Source organism: Salinimicrobium sp. CAU 1759 (assembly GCF_054482715.1).
On sequence record NZ_JBTLRK010000001.1, the window covers coordinates 935,582 to 952,135 of the forward strand.

Annotated in this window: 11 protein-coding genes; 3 read left to right on the forward strand and 8 right to left on the reverse strand. The window is 42.7% G+C overall.

The genetic code is table 11. The features are described from left to right. Nucleotides 1-16: 16 nt before the first annotated feature. Genes ACXYMT_RS04310 through ACXYMT_RS04320 form a run of 3 tightly spaced genes read right to left on the reverse strand, consistent with a single transcriptional unit; the run spans nucleotide 17 to nucleotide 4,174 of the window. Nucleotides 17-1,222: a nuclease domain-containing protein gene (locus tag ACXYMT_RS04310; RefSeq protein WP_459057859.1), complete on the reverse strand. Its 1,206-nt coding sequence runs from the start codon at nucleotides 1,220-1,222 to the stop codon at nucleotides 17-19. Then, complete coding sequence (locus ACXYMT_RS04315) at nucleotides 1,203-2,249, reverse strand: DUF2357 domain-containing protein (RefSeq protein WP_459057860.1); 1,047 nt, start codon at nucleotides 2,247-2,249, stop codon at nucleotides 1,203-1,205. The genes ACXYMT_RS04310 and ACXYMT_RS04315 overlap by 20 nt, the downstream gene beginning before the upstream one ends. Next, nucleotides 2,249-4,174 (reverse strand): MrcB family domain-containing protein, encoded by a 1,926-nt coding sequence (locus ACXYMT_RS04320; protein ID WP_459057861.1) that lies wholly within the window; start codon nucleotides 4,172-4,174, stop codon nucleotides 2,249-2,251. The genes ACXYMT_RS04315 and ACXYMT_RS04320 overlap by 1 nt, the downstream gene beginning before the upstream one ends. 437 nt (nucleotides 4,175-4,611) lie before the next feature. On the opposite strand from ACXYMT_RS04320, the gene ACXYMT_RS04325 reads away from it, so the two are divergent. Then, on the forward strand, nucleotides 4,612-5,148 hold the full coding sequence (locus ACXYMT_RS04325; protein WP_459057862.1) for a CIA30 family protein: 537 nt from the start codon (nucleotides 4,612-4,614) through the stop codon (nucleotides 5,146-5,148). 61 nt (nucleotides 5,149-5,209) lie between these two features. Here ACXYMT_RS04325 and ACXYMT_RS04330 read toward each other — a convergent pair whose 3' ends face one another. Further along, nucleotides 5,210-5,611 carry a hypothetical protein gene (locus ACXYMT_RS04330; protein ID WP_459057863.1) on the reverse strand — a complete coding sequence of 134 codons (402 nt, stop codon included), beginning with the start codon at nucleotides 5,609-5,611 and terminating at the stop codon, nucleotides 5,210-5,212. A gap of 784 nt (nucleotides 5,612-6,395) precedes the next feature. Here ACXYMT_RS04330 and dinB point away from each other — a divergent pair. Both dinB and ACXYMT_RS04340 read left to right on the forward strand, forming a co-directional pair. After that, on the forward strand, nucleotides 6,396-7,619 hold the full coding sequence (gene dinB / locus ACXYMT_RS04335) for a DNA polymerase IV (protein WP_459057864.1): 1,224 nt from the start codon (nucleotides 6,396-6,398) through the stop codon (nucleotides 7,617-7,619). Between the two features lie 695 nt (nucleotides 7,620-8,314). Beyond that, nucleotides 8,315-11,347, forward strand: a complete 3,033-nt coding sequence (locus ACXYMT_RS04340) for a DNA polymerase III subunit alpha (RefSeq protein ID WP_459057865.1) — start codon at nucleotides 8,315-8,317, stop codon at nucleotides 11,345-11,347. Nucleotides 11,348-11,707: 360 nt separating this feature from the next. Here the strand turns inward: ACXYMT_RS04340 and ACXYMT_RS04345 are convergent, their stop codons facing one another. The 4 genes from ACXYMT_RS04345 to ric form a co-directional block, all read right to left on the reverse strand. Next, on the reverse strand, nucleotides 11,708-11,926 hold the full coding sequence (locus tag ACXYMT_RS04345; RefSeq protein ID WP_459057866.1) for a hypothetical protein: 219 nt from the start codon (nucleotides 11,924-11,926) through the stop codon (nucleotides 11,708-11,710). A 56-nt stretch (nucleotides 11,927-11,982) separates the two neighbouring features. Continuing rightward, nucleotides 11,983-13,197, reverse strand: coding sequence for a hypothetical protein (locus ACXYMT_RS04350; protein ID WP_459057867.1), 1,215 nt, complete (start codon nucleotides 13,195-13,197; stop codon nucleotides 11,983-11,985). Nucleotides 13,198-13,267: 70 nt separating this feature from the next. Further along, nucleotides 13,268-15,550: a nitric-oxide reductase large subunit gene (locus ACXYMT_RS04355; protein WP_459057868.1), complete on the reverse strand. Its 2,283-nt coding sequence runs from the start codon at nucleotides 15,548-15,550 to the stop codon at nucleotides 13,268-13,270. An 82-nt stretch (nucleotides 15,551-15,632) separates the two neighbouring features. Beyond that, the gene (gene ric, locus ACXYMT_RS04360; RefSeq protein ID WP_459057869.1) at nucleotides 15,633-16,367 is read right to left on the reverse strand and encodes an iron-sulfur cluster repair di-iron protein; all 735 of its coding nucleotides are present in this window, start codon (nucleotides 16,365-16,367) and stop codon (nucleotides 15,633-15,635) included. Between the last annotated feature and the right edge of the window lie 187 nt (nucleotides 16,368-16,554).

Here is a 16,554-nt window from a genome sequence, read left to right on the forward strand (position 1 = left end):
AATTCTAATAAAAGAGTTAGACTACTGTTTTCATCAATTCAGTTAGAGTGACAGTAAATGGATTTGGTCCTTCAAATCTTTCAAGATTTCTAAAATTCCATTCTACTCCATGAAATTCTGGTGAGTTATCTTCTTCGACTTCAAACACGAGATAGCTTTGTTTGGTTGGATATCCTTCTTGAATCATTTTTTCTTTAGAAAAGACTTTGGGGCCTTTTCCGGTTATTTTATAAAGCCGACCGGAAAGTTCTTCAGTTTTGGTGTGAAGAAGTAAGTATTTGGCAGAAAGTTCAGAGGCAGTTAAAGGAATGGCTCCTTTACGATCATCTATACGGATGTTGTAATATTTTTTATTTTTTATCCATTTCAGATGGTTATCTCCTTTGAAATATCCAACCAAAACATTTATGTCATTCGGAATGAATGATCTATTATTTCCATAGGCTTCCGGTAATGGTTCCTTTAATTCCTCCGGATGGGTTTTATGGATATCAAAAATACGGAAGGCTAAATGTTCTCTTTGTGAAGCTCTGTTAAGAAAGTGATCAATAACGCGAACAATGAAACTTTTAAGATCTTCTATGCCACTGTTTGTTCTTGAGGGCCGGACAGGAAAGGCCCCCAATCCAGGTAAAATTTCATGAAATCCTTTTCTTTCTGAAGTCTCTGTGCCAGGATATAGGATGTATGCACCTCCCGTTCTTCTAATGGCATCTTTATAGGCATGCATTTTGAGAAGATCGACATTTTTGTAGGTGCCTTTAATTTGCTCTTTCTTTTCTTCACTAAGATCCTGATCCTGATCGATGATTTGAACAAGGTTGTCAATCTTGTACTTTGCATCAAAGTGAATGTGAACAATTAATTCTTCCTTCTCTGCCATTTCCTCCGTTATACCGGCAGGCCAGAACGATAAGGTGTAGTCCGGCCGCATTGATTTTGTCCAACTCCCTGGTGATGGATGATCTCCTGAATTAGAAAAGGTTCTGTTGAAGGAAAAATTTATCCGCAGCTTTCTTGTTCCTTGATCATATATTCCCCTTATAGATCTTTTTTCTCCCATGGCCAGTTGTAAACTCAGGTGATCATTGGTAGGTTTGATAAGATCTTCTAAGTCTTTAGGAGAAATTTCGAACAGTTCCTTCAGTATATCTAATAAGGTAAAAAACAACCAGTATTCATATAAAGTAGCTATGTCTTTTTTACCACTGGGAGTACACATCTTCTCCTCCTTTCCAAACTAAGCGGGCAGCAAGATCAAACATTAGCCATGCCTTTAGCACTTCCCTATAGCCTTCTTTCCTTTGAAGAATAGGACTGTTAAGTTTTAACATTTGAGCACGGGAAATCTCTGCGAAGAAAGTGTGATGCAAATGTCGTTCGAGTTTTTCAGTAGTAGCAGTAACTTCATTGTCGATTCTGGTTCCTGGTTTAACTGCAGTTTTAATATCATTACACAACTTCAAAAAGCTCTGTAAAGCATGTTTAATGAATCTGTTCTCAGCAGTATCTACTGTCTCTGTTTTTAAGTCTGAATGAATTCGCGCAGGCAGACTTGATAAACCCTTACTGTAAAGGCTATGACTTTCTTCAAGATGTGTTCTTTGAGAGCGGGTCAAAAACTGTCTTACATGATAATTTTTAAGTTTGCCAATATTTCTGATATCAGTTTCCTCAGAAATTCTGCACCAGGCTGTATTAGGTGAGGTTATTATTCTGTGAACAGCTTCATTAAACTCCTCTGTGTCAATTACAGATTTTATAAAAGTAAACCTCTGATACAGAGTTTCGCTTCCTTTGGTGAAATCGGGTTCAAAATTTTGTGAAACAGGAGAGTTGACTTGCATTAGGAGATCTGTGCAATGTTCAGTGATACTCTCTAGCATGAAGCGATAGTCGTTGCGGTATTTAGTCTTGGAGGATTGTACTTCTAAACTAACAGTCCCTACTTCACCTGTTTCCCTTCGAAATACAGGAATGTTAAGAGTGCCCACATAAATATTCGGTGCAATTCTACCCTGGGAAGAGATGAAGGGATCCTTTTCAATTATTTCATCGTTTTCAAAATGGTATGAGGGTTTTGAAAATTGGTAATGATAAAAATAACCTTCTTTAATTTGAAAAGTAGCTTCTCCAAAATCCTCTGCATCTTCAATTTTGAAGATAGATTGTGATGCTTTGGCTCTTATCTTTAAAAAGAGACCCTTCTCAATTGTATCTAGTGGTATTTCAAGTTCTTTTTTTGCCATTAAGCTTCTGCATAACTGGCAAAACCATTTTCAACAACTCCATTGTACATTCTGGATATTTTTTCTAGTGTCAACGGGTATCTTACGGAGTCATTATTAATAAATGAAAAATCGGATCTCAGAAAGACTTCTTTTTCAATATTTTCATTGGAGGAGGCTAAACAAAACTGACCTAAGGTCTTAAGGATGGGTACCAGTTTTCTTCGGGAGCCATGTAATTTTGGTAGTAACTTTTGCATTATAGCGATATCTAGTTTTTCATCTTCTTGCAGGTCCATATTAATAACAGAAAGATTATAGAGTAACTGGTGAATTTCTGCTGCACTTCGATAGCCGAATTCCGCCCCGGTTTTCTTTAGTTCTTTAAAAAAGTTTAGCAAAGTATCATTGACAGCGTTCTTCGGTTTTTCATAAACAGTGTTAGAAGAAATTCTTAGAAAATCGGCTGCCATGTTTGCTCCTTTTCCTTGTAGAACAGAAAGATCTGGCTTGCTGTTGTTATTGAGAAAAGCTTCCATTTCATGAGCAGTAATTCGGAATTCTATAGTATTGGCTCTATCCAAAACTTTTGGGCTGAACATATAAGTGGTTTCATCAATGTTAACAGTCCCCACTATGAATACATTTTTCGGCCAAGACACCTTGGAAGGAGCTCCGTTTTTCTCTTGATCATCCTCATAAAGCGTAATATCCTGGCCACTTTCCATAATACTTAAGAAGTCAGCAAAATATCTTTCTACATGGCTAAGGTTCATTTCATCCAGAATAATGAAATAAGGGTTTTGCTTGTCTTCTTTAGCTTTTATTAGAAGGTCTAAAATTCCATTCTCTGGCTTTACATATTCCTCCTGATCAATGGCATTAGAATATCCCAGCAACGGCTCTCTATTTGTCCAGTCGGCGCCCACTGGAACTATACAAAATTGATTCTTATTGTCACAAATCCATGTGGCAAACGCTTGAGCTAATTTTGTTTTTCCCGAGCCGGAAAGTCCTGTAAGGATTACAAAAGGTTTGGTACATAATGAAGAGACAAAGCGGTCAATTAATTTCTTTGAGAATTGTAATCCACCACTTGCGGAATCTCTTAAGAAAGCGGCTGTATTCAATTTTTCTATCTTCTTTGGATCTTTTGGTTGTTGGAAATCTAGGTTGGAATTCTGCTGCTGAAAAAATCCATTTTGCATTGCTTCGTCTTCGTTATTTATCGATTTATAGATGCTAATAACCTCATCAAGATCTCTTTCAATTTCTTCAGCGTCGGGGAGGTTCGAAGTATTATAAACTTTATAAACATAGGAGTCTCCATATCTCTGAGGCTCACCTAAGCCATTTTCTTGGAAATACTGTTTTATTGATTTTTTATTCTCAAGATGAGGCCACATCATTGGTGGCTCATTTGTCTCACTTATTCCAAAAGAAAGAATTAGAAGATTTATGTCCCGATAATTCAGAAAACCTGGATAAATACCTTCGCTAGTAGTGTGCGGTGGCATTAGAAATGAAATCCATGGAATTCGTGCCGGAACTCCCTGGCCGAAACTCACCTTCACCTTTAATCCCTTAAAAGTCTTTTTATAGAGGTTTTTTGTTTTTAAATTTCCTGTCTCACTCTGTTTCAGAAATTTCTTGAGCTCAGGATAAAATATTTCTTCAGCTCCATTTTTTGGAACAACATTGAAATGATTCTTTTCAAGTAAATCAAAACAAGGGGTTTCTAATCCTCCTCTAAACGATTTACGGTCTAAAATTTTACCATTGGCAAAGAGATTTGCATAAGAAACAATTAATTTTGGAGGATAACGTCTGTCTTTATACAGAACATCATAATACAGGGAGTTTCCATTTGGAGGAATTCCTTCCATATTAATTTTCTCAACGGCCTTTTCGAGGTGTTCACCTGTTATATTGCTGGGAATATCCATAGTTTAACTACTAAGAGATAAATAATTAGAAATGCAGGGAAGATCTTTAGCATCAGCTTCAGAAGAAATAAATGTAGGAAAATAAAGTCAAACTGTTGTGGTTGTATTTAAACAATCCTTCCGAAGCAACACCATTTAAAAAAGCCATTTTTGACACCTCTTTCAGAATCTCCTTCCGCAGCAACACCTCTCAAAAATGTCATTTTTGAGACCCTTTGTTTCCGCAGCAATAAATTATTCTCATTATAAAACTGCAGGTCCGGGAATTAATGGCTAAAAGCCAAAGGCTAAGAAAATGAACATCTACAAACTCTCAACTATTAGAGATTCTGCTGTCTATTGACTCAAGACTCCCTACAATTCATTTATTAATCTTTAGCCAATCCTCATTTCCGGCTGCAGTTTGTTGCGGATATTAGCTAACTTGAAAAGAAAAAATGTTTCAGCTTCGATTCCTTGTGATCTTAACCTTCCTGCTTATGAATGATCTACTGCTCTTTGATTTTAGTGAAACGACCGACTGGTCGGGATGGGAAATAGAGAATGATGTGGTGATGGGAGGGAGATCTTCCAGTGACCTGGAGCACAGTGAAGAGGGGAATGCTGTTTTTAAAGGACAAGTTTCCCTGGAAAACAACGGCGGCTTCGCTTCTTTACAGTATCATTTTCCTCCAAAAGATATAGAGGGTTATAAAAAGGCGGTAATTCGTGTGAAAGGCGACGGTAAGGCTTACCAATTCAGGATAAAAGCCGACCTGCAGGATAAGGCTTCCTATATTCACGAATTTACCACTACCGGTGACTGGCAGACCATTGAAGTGCCGCTTAAGGAAATGGAACCTGTCTACCGCGGGCGAAAGCTCGACATTCCAAACTTCTCTGCCGATACTATTCAGGAGATCCGGTTTCTTATTGGTAACAAGAAGGAGGAGAGTTTTAGGTTGGAAATAGATAAGATCGAACTGGTTGAATGACAATTATCAATTATCAATTAACAATCAACAATAACCATTTACCATTAACCATTCACAATAGCTAATATCCATACGGCAAGGAGGTTGCTACCAGGACCACCAAGCCGGTGAACACCACCACAAGAGGGGTTGCAATATTGATAATGGTGGAAAGGGTGTTGTTGCGCAGTTTGATCTTTTCAATATCAACTTCCGAAATATCGATCTTCACAAAGCGCCCCTGAGGCTGAGAAGGCAACCCGTCTAACTTTTTTGCAGTGGCTGAACCCGGTTTTGTGAGTCCGCTTAACTGTTCGTTTTCCATCGTGAGCTTTCTGAACTTTAATTTCTGCTCCTGGGCCGTAACTACTTTTACTTTATTATTGGCTGCCACAGCTTCTTCTGCCGACAAGGATTTGGAGTGGTATACACTACAGGATTGCAGGAAAAGCAGGATCAAGAGGAAGGGATAGAGATTTTTCATGAAAGGTGTTATAAAATTTCTTATTTGGCTATAATGCTTTGTTTTTCATGTTCTTATGGGCGATAAAAGTTACTGAATAAAAAGATGCGAAGGTGGAAATAATTTAAGACGAGCTTTTACAATGATCAATAACCAATAATCAATGAACAAATGTGAATCACCAATAAACAAGCTCCAAATTTCAAATTGAAAAGTCCCCTTCAGGGGATTTAGGGGTTAAAAAGTGATCAGTGTTCGGTGCTCGGTGTTCAGAGGAATTCTGCTCATTGTTATTAGAAAGTACAAAAAGACTGCTCCCCGATTGTGAGATTGCTTCGCTATCGCTTGCAAAGACAGTTCGATTAAAGGCAATAAACAAGCACCAAATTTCAAAGTTGATTTGGAATTTTTTGTAAAGTACAAAAGGTCCCCTTTAGGGGATTTAGGGGTTAAAAAGTGATCAGTGTTCAGTGGTCAGTATTCAGAAGTGGGCAGTGTTCAGTTCTTTTTCAGCTTCCTTTAGGGTTGGGGTAAACTGAAAAAGATTCGTGTATTCGTGGCTTTGTACAATTACCAATAAGCAATTAAAAAAGCTAAAGACTAAAGTCCAACAGCTCAAAGCATACCTCATATTTCTGAACTTAAGATTAATAAAGTCCCGGCTCTTGATTCTGATATCGCAGCGGTCTTGACTTCTTTTCATGAACTCCGAAAGGAATTTTTCCATTTTTAACACCTCCTCTCTTTTCTTGATCCTATAAATTTGTAATTTTGGAATATTTCCAAATAAAAGGAAAATATCCAAATGACGGAGAAGAATAAAGCTATTTTACACCTCGATCTCGATACATTTTTTGTATCTGTAGAGCGGTTGCTGCATCCCGAGCTCAACAATAGGCCGGTGCTGGTGGGTGGCCTGGGAGATCGCGGCGTGGTGGCGGCCTGCAGTTATGAGACGCGCCGCTATGGAGTGCATTCGGGGATGGCGATGAAGGTAGCCCGGCAGCTGTGTCCCGCGGCTACAGTGATCAAGGGGGAGACCGGTACCTACAGCAAATATTCCCACCAGGTGACAGAGATCATTCAGAATAAAGTACCCGCTTTTGAGAAAGCCAGTATCGACGAATTCTATGCCGACCTTACCGGAATGGATAAGTTCTTCGGCACCTATCGCTTTGCGAGCGAGCTGCGACAGGAGATCATTCGTGAAAGCGGACTCCCAATTTCCTTCGGACTCTCGCGGAATAAGGTAGTATCCAAGATCGCCACAGGCGAGGCCAAACCCAATAACCAGATCCTTATAGAAAGCGGCGCCGAAAGGTCATTTTTGGCACCTTTGTCAGTCAGGAAAATTCCTATGATCGGCAGCAAAACCTTTCAGACGCTATTGGGGTTGGGGGTAAGGGAGATAAAGACCATACAGGAGATGCCGGTGGAGATGATGGAGAGCGTGCTGGGCAAGAACGGGCGTACCATCTGGAAGCGGGCGCATGGAATAGATGAGGTACCGATCATCCCGTTCCACGAGCGGAAATCCATTTCTGCCGAACGCACTTTTCACAAGGATACTATCGATATGGTACAGCTCAATGCCACGCTCACAGCCATGACCGAAAGTCTGGCGTACCAGCTGCGGCGCGGAGACAGGCTTACCTCGAATATTAGTGTGAAGATTCGGTATTCAGATTTCAACACCTACACCAAACAGGCAAGTATTCCTTACACCAGCGCCGATCATGTGCTGATCCCAAAGATATGGGAGCTATTCAGGCAGCTGTACAACAGGCGGCTGCTCATTCGGTTGGTGGGAGTGAAATTCACCGGACTCGTGGGCGGACATTACCAGATCAACCTGTTCGACGACAGCGAGGAGATGCTGAATTTGTATAATTCCATCGACCGCATTCGCAACCGGTTTGGGGAGGATAGTGTGATGAGAGCATCAACCATTGGAGGTATAAGCGTAGGCCGAATGGAGAACCCGTTCAACGGCGCCCCTCCCATGTTGCATGCGCATAGGCAGAGTTAGCCTCCTGCGGAGGCTGTTCAAGGTTTAAAATTCAAAGTTCAAAATTTGATTTGAAGATGTGGTGATTTGAGGATTTGAGAATGAAGGAAAAGAAGCACCAACTCCCAATTCCCAAATTCCAAAGTTGATTAGGACTTTTTTAGTAAAGTACAAAAAGTCCCCTTTAGGGGATTTAGGGGTGAAAAAGTACTCGGTGTTCGGTGCTCGGTCTTCAGAGGAATTCTGCTCATTGTTATTAGAAAGTACAAAAAGACTGCTCCCCGATTGTGAGATTGCTTCGCTATCGCTTGCAAAGACGGTTTGATTAAAGGCAATGAATAATTAACAATTAATAGAGTAAAAGAAAGGTCCCCTTTAGGGGATTTAGGGGTGAAAAAGTACTCAGTGTTCGGTGGTCAGTATTCAGAAGTGGGCAGTGTTCAGTTCTTTTTCAGCTCCCTTTAGGGTTGGGGTAAACTGAAAAAGATTCGTGTATTCGTGGCTTTTCACAATTGCCAATAAGCAATTAAAAAAGCCAATGGCTAAAAGCCAACAGCTCAAAGCATAACTCATAACTCTGAACTTAACACTAATAAAAGTCTTGGCTCTTGGCTCTTGGTTCTAGCAGCGCAGCGGTCTTGATTTTTCTCCGAACTATCGACTATCAACTATGAACTAATCTACCGTCTACCGACTAAAGACTAACGTCTAAAACAATGTTTCTAAACAACCACACATACTACTCTCTTCGCTACGGCACTTTTCCCGAAGAGGAGCTGTGTGTCCTGGCGCAAGAGAATAAGGCTTCGGCTGTGGCGGTGACCGATATCAACAATACCTCGGCCTGCCTCAGCTTTTTGAAGACTGCTCAAAAATATGATTTTAAGGCCCTCATTGGGATCGACTTCCGGAATGGGGTGGAGCAACAATACGTGGGGCTGGCGCGAAGCAATGAAGGTTTTAAGCAACTCAACGATCATCTCGCGGCTCATTTGCATGTGGATAAAGAGTTTGCGGAAGATGCTCCGCCGTTGGAGGATTGCTGGTTCATTTATCCGTTGGAGCAGGTGATAAGGTGCCAAAAATGGCATTTTAGAGAGGATGAATTTATCGGCGTTTCGGTGGAAAGTCTGCGGAAGCTGAAATTCTCAAAATATCTCCGGCTACAGGACAAACTGGTGCTGCTGCAAACAGTGAGTTTCCGGAATAAAAAAGATTACAACGCCCACCGGCTGTTGCGGGCGATCGATAAAAACATTCTGCTGAGTCAGCTACCCGAAGCTGAGCAGGGTTCACCCTCTCATAAAATGTTGCCTGAAAATGCCCTTTTTGAAGCCTTTGCAGATTATCCTTTTATTCTTCAAAACACGCAGCGCCTCATTGACGGCTGCGAGTTGAATTTTGGATTTGACAGCGCCCGCCAAAACCGGAACCTGCAGATCTTTAGCAGCAGCAAAGAAGAAGACGCCGAAATTCTGAAGAAACTTTGTTATAAGAACCTCCTGCGCCGCTATCCCAATGCCACTCCCGAAACTTATGCACGGGTGGAGAAGGAGCTGCAGGCGATCATTAGCCTGGGTTTTGTGAGTTATTTTTTGATCAACCACGATATTGTAGCCTATGCGAAGTCGAAGAACTATCCGTTCATAGGCCGGGGGAGTGGAGCGAATTCAGTGGTTGCGTATATCATCGGCATCACCAATGTTGATCCTATTGAGCTCGACCTGTACTTCGAACGTTTCATCAACGCCCACCGCCACTCTCCGCCCGACTTTGATATTGATTTTTCCTGGAAGGACCGGCAGGACGTGACCGATTATATTTTCAGGAGATATAAGAACACGGCGCTGCTCGCTACCTATGTCACTTTTAAGCGGCGGGCCGTGATACGGGAGCTGGGGAAGGTGTTTGGGCTGCCCAAGGCAGAGATCGACAAGCTCTCGGCCGGCTATTTTGACCCTAAAAGCCTGGATGAGATGGAACGGCTGGTGTTTCGCTACAGCGACTTAATAGCCGGATTTCCTAATTACCTGAGTGTACACTCCGGCGGAATCGCCATTTTACAGGAGCCGGTACATTGCTATGCCTCTACTTTTTTGCCGCCCAAGGGCTTTGCGACCATTCAGGTTGATATGAATATCGCCGAAGATGTGGGTATCTTCAAATTTGACATACTCGCGCAGCGCGGGCTTTCCAAGATCACCGATGCCATTGAGATCATTAAGGAGAATCAGCCACAGGCTGAAATTGAAGACATGGAGAATGTGGCGGCTTTCAAGAATGATCCCAATATCAACAACCTGCTGCGCACCGGCGATTGCATGGGGGTGTTCTACGTGGAATCACCCGCCATGCGCGGACTTTTTCAGAAATTACAAACAGATGATTACCTGGGGCTGGTGGCTGCGAGTTCCATCATCCGGCCAGGGGTTTCCAACGGCGGAATGAAGGAGGAGTACATCAAACGCCATCGTGATCCCGAACGCCGCAAGCAGGCGCATCCCGTCCTGGCCGAGATCCTGAATGAGACCTATGGCGTCATGGTATACCAGGAAGATGTGCTCAAGATCGCCCACTATTTCGCAGGACTCTCCCTCGATGAAGCCGATATTCTGCGCCGTGGCATGAGCGGAAAAAAACGAAATGAAGTGGACTTTCGAAAGCTGGAGAACAAATTCCGGAAGAATTGCAGGGACAAAGGTTATTCCGAGGCATTGACCGAAGAAGTGTGGAACCAGATCATGTCTTTTGCCGGCTATGCTTTTCCGAAGGGACATTCGGCTTCATATGCGGTGGAGAGCTACCAGAGTCTGTACCTTAAATACTATTTTCCGCTGGAGTTCATGGTGGCCTGCCTCAACAATGGCGGCGGATTCTATGATGTGGAGACCTATATTCAGGAGATACGTAAGTGTGGCGGGAAGGTGCATCCCCCCTGCATCAACAAAAGCGACCACCACACAGTGATCTATGGGAAGGATATTTACCTGGGGCTGGGCTATATTAAGGAACTGGAAATAAAAGTGGTGCAGCGCATTTTGGAGGATCGCAATTTCTTCGGAAGTTTCAAATCCTTTGATGACTTTATCGACCGGGTGCCCATCTCCATAGAGCAACTGAGTATCCTGCTGAAGATCGATGCCTTCCGCTTTACAGGGGTGGATAAGCATCACCTTTTATGGAAAGCTTATTTTAAGCTTAACCGCACCCGTACCCAAGGTGGACAAACCTTGCTGTTCCGTCCGCAGCACCGGGATTTTGATCTGCCCGAGTTATCCCATTCGATGCTTATCGATGCCTATGACCAGATGGAGCTGCTGGGCTTCTCCCTGCACGATCACTTCAAACTCCTCAAACCTGAAGCCTATCAAAAGCTGCAGCGACCGGGGGTGGTGATGGCCAAAGACTTGAAGCAATATATTGGCAAGACCATAGAGATCTATGGGCATCTTATCACTGCCAAACGTACGCCTACCGTGAACCGGCAGTACATGTGCTTCGGAACTTTTTACGATCGCGCCGGAGATATCTTTGACGTAGTCCAGTTTCCACGTGCTGCAGAGAGATTTCCGCTACACAGCAAGGGGATCTATTTATGCAAAGGAAAAGTGGTGGAGGAGCTGGATTATATCTGCATCAATATCGAATGGCTTGAAAGGCAGGAAACAGTGGGCGATCCACGATATATAAGCAGTACAAGAATGAAGATCTCTTTTAAGGAAGATGGGAATGGGATGATTCTTAAGTGAGCAGTGGTCAGTGCTCAGTTGGCAGTAAAAAGTCCAAAAAAAGAGATTTGAAGATGTGATGATTTGAAAATTTGAAAATGAAAAGTTTCACACAAAACCTACAAAGGCAAAATGAAGAACACAAAAAGAATCTGCGTAAATCTGGGGAATCTGCGGGAAAAATTCCAATTAATAATGATCAATAATCAATTATCAGAGGAAAAAGAAAAGTTTCCTAAAAGGGATTTAGGGGTGAAAAAGTGATTAGTGTTCGGTGATCAGTGATCAATAGGTTTGAAAAACCCAATAGCTACTTCTCTGAACTCCGAACTCCCGACTATAAACTCCCAAAAAAACTGCTCACTAACCACTGATCACTGCCTACTGATTCATAGGGTGATCCTCATACCAGTCGTCAAAAGTTTTTTCTGTAGTATAATCATCGGTGAGGACTTTGTAAACGGTGAAGATCCAGAAGGCTTGTCCGAAGAGGACGGTATAGAAAACTATAGGATAGGAAACATTATAAAATACCATCATTGCGATAAGTGCCAAAATCAAGGAACTGATGATCACATATATGTGTGCATTTTGTCTCATACTTCAAGATAGTAAAGTGATGGCGCACATTGAGTTAAGAGACTACTAAATGAGACCTATTTAGCAGAAGTTTGACCCTTTGTTAGGAGGTTTTTAAACAGAAGGACGCCAACACTCAGTGGGAGGAAGATACTGCTGTAGGCCAGGAGTCGATAGTAATCTTCAAAAAGTGGGAATTCCATCCAGGTCGCAAAGCCTTTATAAAAAATGAGAGCTTCGGTCATTAGAAAGGCAGTAAAATAAAACCAAAAAACCCATTTTGAAAACCGTATAAGCTGGCTATGGGCAAGGAATGCGAAAAGAATAATACTCACCACTCCCAGGAAAACCCAGTGCAGGTAGCCTATTACGAAATCGGGGAAATTAAAGGCGAGCCGGGCGAACCAGGGAAAAGCTGAAAGCAACTGCAGGATGAGCTTGATCATAAGAAGGACGGCGGCGATCTTGAGCAGCAGTCTCAAAAATGACGAAAACGGCAGCTGTTTCCGGAATGGGGAAATCATCTTCCAGAATTTGAGGAATGCGGTGATTTGAAGAACTGCTCCTATTCCACCCAGTACATAGTACATCCAATGGGGTTCCACCCAAAGCACAGAAAGGAAAAAGCTCAGAATTACTGCGGCGTTGAGTTGCCAGAAGAAGCTTTGAAAATCCCTTTTTTGAGGCTTCAGGTTTTGCTGTTCCAGGAAGTAGAAAAAGATCCCGAGAAGAGCAAGTATGAACCACGCATTGTATTGAAAATGCAGGTAAAAATAAATAGCCATTTTATACCAGATACTTCCGCTTCCTAAGGTTGCCATTATTCCGCCGAGCGCCCACGGCCCAATACTGGAAAAGACCATGTACCACAAAGAAGCCTTGATAAGCCTGAAGGAAAAGGTGGCTTTATATTTTGGGGGAGTCTTCTTCAGGACAAACCAGGCAAGAAAATAAGAGGCGAAAAGAAAAAGTGTGGAAAAGCTGATCGAAAAAAGAGCATATCCCGTGAAAGGAAAGGTGACCAGCATCCCAAGGATCGTAAATTGAGCAAACCAGAAAATTCGCCTGTAGGTCTTTCCGAAGCTAACTTCAGAAAAATAAATCTTATAAATGAGCGTACTGAGGCCAATGTACACCCAGCCTAGCAATGCCACGTGCGAGTGGGCATGAACCACAAAACGAAAGTTTGCCGGAATGGGAATGACGAAAAAGAATCTTAGGAGGACTCCCAATAACCCAACGAGAAAAAAATATCCCAAAGCAATATTGGTGTGCGCTTTAAGTTTGATCATTGTTAAAAGTATAAAAAAGAGGGGAGGCAAAAAATGCATTTTTGACCTCCCCTTTTCAACTATCAACCTTTTAGACTAATACCTCTTCTTCTTCAAGGACTTCTTCTTTCTTGTCAATAGCCTGTTTCTTGCGGCTGTCAAGAGAGAAAACAAACCATACAAAAGCGAAAAGACCTATGGCGAAGATGGTGTCTCCAACAGCTCGAAGCCATCGAAGCGTATCCATTCCCGGCTGCTGCATGAACTCCGCAGAACGTGCATACCACATTCCCTCATTTACACTGGCCACTGTTTGTAGCAGGCCAATTGGCAGAACACTAAGAAGTACCATCAGGATCAATCCAATGTTGATGGACCAGAAGGAGAAACTCAGCAGTTTGTCATTCCACACTTGTGTTCTGTAGAGACTTCGTAAGACAAAGAGCATTAATCCAATTCCAAGGAAACCATATACTCCAAACAGTGCTGTGTGCGCGTGTACTGCAGTGGTGTTAAGACCTTGCATATAATATAGAGCAATAGGGGGATTAATAATGAAGCCGAAGATACCCGCTCCCAGGAAATTCCAGAATGCAACTGCTATGAGGCAGTAGATAGGCCATTTGTAATCCTTAAGCCATTCGGTGGCTTTAGAAAGCTTGTAGTTTTCATAGACTTCATAACCTAATAGTACCAGCGGAACTACTTCAAGAGCGCTGAAGGTTGCACCCAGGGCCATCACGGCAGTTGGGGTCCCGCTAAAGTAAAGGTGATGGAAAGTTCCTAAGATTCCTCCCGAAAGGAAGATCACGGTTGCCAACAGCACACTTAGGGTTGCAGTTTTGGTGCGCAGTAATCCAAGTCTCACAAAAAGGAAGGCCGATACAACAGTTGCAAAGACTTCAAAGAATCCTTCCACCCATAAATGCACCACCCACCAGCGCCAGTATTCGGCGATTGCAAGATTTGTTTGACGACCCCACATGAGCCCGGCACCATAGAAAAGCGCAATGGCAGCAGAGGATATCAGGAACATGATTAGCAGGTTCCTTTCTGAAGTTCTTTGTTTGATCACAGGAATAAGCGGTCTTACCATAAGTGCGAGCCACACGAACAGTCCTACGAACAGGAATATTTGCCAGAACCTACCCAGATCCACATATTCATATCCCTGGTGCCCGAACCAGAAATTCTCTGCCAATCCAAGTTTTTGCATGATCCCCATCCATTGTCCGGCCATAGAACCGGCAACAATGACTAACAGACAGGCAAAGAGGAAGTTCACTCCAAACTTTTGGAACTTTGGATCTCTGCCCGAAACGGCAGGTGCTATATAAAGGCCTGTGCCCAGCCATGCTGTCGCGATCCAGAGAATGCCGAGCTGTACGTGCCAGGTGCGTGAGATGGAGTAGGGCAAAATTTCGGCAAGGTCAAGCCCGTAGAAACCGTCACCTTCGACGCCGTAATGTGCCGTAACTACTCCAAAGGTAACCTGGACAAGAATAAGTATACTTACGATCCACATATACTTCTTGACAGCCAGCATGGAAGGAGTGATGGTCTGCTTCATTAATGGGTCTTTTACAGGTCTTTCGGGATCTTCTTCCTCTTTCATCTTCGCGTGGTAAAAGACCATTAACCCTATTCCTATAAGCAGTAGGATAATGCTGAAGCCGGTCCAGATCAAGAGATCTCCGGTGGCTTTATTGCCTACCAGGTCATCTGGTGGCCAGTTATGTGTGTAAGACACATCACTGCCGGGTCTTTCGGTGACCGTGGCCCAGGTAGCCCAAAAGAAGAAACCGGCCATTTGATGCATACGGGTCTCGTCTTTGATAGAATTCTTTGGAATAGCATAGTAGTTCCTTAGTTCATCCAGTTCAGGATTCTCCATAAAGAGTCCGCGGTAATAGTCACTGAGAAATGCGACTGCTTTGGCCCGCATTGGTGAAATGCTAATGCTGCCATCTGCTTCATTATAGGTGTTCTTTCTTAGTTCCAGCTTTAGCCTTCTCTCCAGTAGCGCCTGGCGTTCACTTTCAAGCTCTTCATATTTTGTGCTGTATTCCTCCCGGGACCACTCATTAAGGATGAACAGGGCTTCCCGATGCAGCCAGTCGGCAGTCCAGTCGGGTGCCTGGTAAGCACCATGACCCCATATAGAACCGACTTCCTGGCCGCCCATACTTTGCCATACATTCTGCCCGTCTTTTATATCCTGTCCCTCAAAGATCACTTCTCCCTGGGTGGTGACTATTCTTTCGGGCATTGGAGGTGCTTTCTGGTATATCTCAAATCCGTAGTATCCAAGAATGGCAAAGGATACGGTGATGACAAGCAGGAAAGCGATCCACAGTTTTCTTTCTTTACTCATGTTGTACAAGGTTATGCCGAAATGGAGGAAGAGCAGTCAGAGATCTGTTTCCTCCTATTCGGGCTTTGGGTTAGCATTAATATTATTTGACTTGATTGGCTCTTAGTTCCTTCTCCAGCTTAAGAGATTTTGGGAAAAGTATATTGTTCTCAAGGTGAACGTGCTGGTGCAGATCTTGCTCAAATTCATCCAGTTTTGCATAAAAGGCTCTGTAAGTATTGCAGGCACCCTGCGGCGGAGTATAATTGTTACTCAGTTCCCCAATTTTTCTGAGCACTTCCCCGGCATCTTCATGCTCTGTCTCCATCATTTTGATTGGATTATCTACAGTTCCAAAATGAGCTTCGGGTAAATCTGAATTTTCTTTTTTAGCATTCACCATTTTTTTAATGAACGGAAACAGGATCAATTCTTCCTTTTTCATATGAGCACTTAGCTCGCCAACCACCTGCTTTACCAGTTCTCTTATTGCCAACAGCTCTGTATAATGAGCGCCATGGACCTGCGCTACCCTTTCGGAATATTGCAGTAACAGCGGAATGTTCTCTTCTACATAAGTATGGTGCACATTAATTATGTGATCTGTGAGGAAGTCCAGCTCCCAGCTGTTATAGTTGGTAGCTCTCGAAGGGGTTTGATCAACACTCAGCAGGTCCTCACTAAGCAAGTTGTAATCGACCTTGTATTTTTCACATGCTCTTTGAAGACTGATGCCGCCACCGCAGCAAAAGTCAATACCATATTTTTTAAAGATGTGGGCAGTTTTAATGTTTTTAGTAACCATCTCTGCGACTGTTCTATCTTTTAAGTTTTCCATGAGTAAAGGTTATTAGGTTTAACAGGAGTTTTTTTTCAAGTACAAAGATGGAGGATAGGGAAGGGATGGTTTATGAGCGGAATCATAAAGGACAAGTTTGTCCTGGTAATGATGTTAAATAAAAAAAACACCCCCGGTTAAAAGGGTGCCTTCTTAAAAAACAAACTAATAATACTAATCTAAAACA

Excerpts from the sequence above, each read along its gene's own strand:
- ACXYMT_RS04310 (WP_459057859.1), bottom strand. The coding sequence starts at position 1,222 with ATGTGTACTCCCAGTGGTAAAAAAGACATAGCTACTTTATATGAATAC.
- ACXYMT_RS04315 (WP_459057860.1), bottom strand. The coding sequence starts at position 2,249 with ATGGCAAAAAAAGAACTTGAAATACCACTAGATACAATTGAGAAGGGT.
- ACXYMT_RS04320 (WP_459057861.1), bottom strand. The coding sequence starts at position 4,174 with ATGGATATTCCCAGCAATATAACAGGTGAACACCTCGAAAAGGCCGTT.
- ACXYMT_RS04325 (WP_459057862.1), top strand. The coding sequence starts at position 4,612 with ATGTTTCAGCTTCGATTCCTTGTGATCTTAACCTTCCTGCTTATGAAT.
- ACXYMT_RS04330 (WP_459057863.1), bottom strand. The coding sequence starts at position 5,611 with ATGAAAAATCTCTATCCCTTCCTCTTGATCCTGCTTTTCCTGCAATCC.
- dinB (WP_459057864.1), top strand. The coding sequence starts at position 6,396 with ATGACGGAGAAGAATAAAGCTATTTTACACCTCGATCTCGATACATTT.
- ACXYMT_RS04340 (WP_459057865.1), top strand. The coding sequence starts at position 8,315 with ATGTTTCTAAACAACCACACATACTACTCTCTTCGCTACGGCACTTTT.
- ACXYMT_RS04345 (WP_459057866.1), bottom strand. The coding sequence starts at position 11,926 with ATGAGACAAAATGCACACATATATGTGATCATCAGTTCCTTGATTTTG.
- ACXYMT_RS04350 (WP_459057867.1), bottom strand. The coding sequence starts at position 13,197 with ATGATCAAACTTAAAGCGCACACCAATATTGCTTTGGGATATTTTTTT.
- ACXYMT_RS04355 (WP_459057868.1), bottom strand. The coding sequence starts at position 15,550 with ATGAGTAAAGAAAGAAAACTGTGGATCGCTTTCCTGCTTGTCATCACC.
- ric (WP_459057869.1), bottom strand. The coding sequence starts at position 16,367 with ATGGAAAACTTAAAAGATAGAACAGTCGCAGAGATGGTTACTAAAAAC.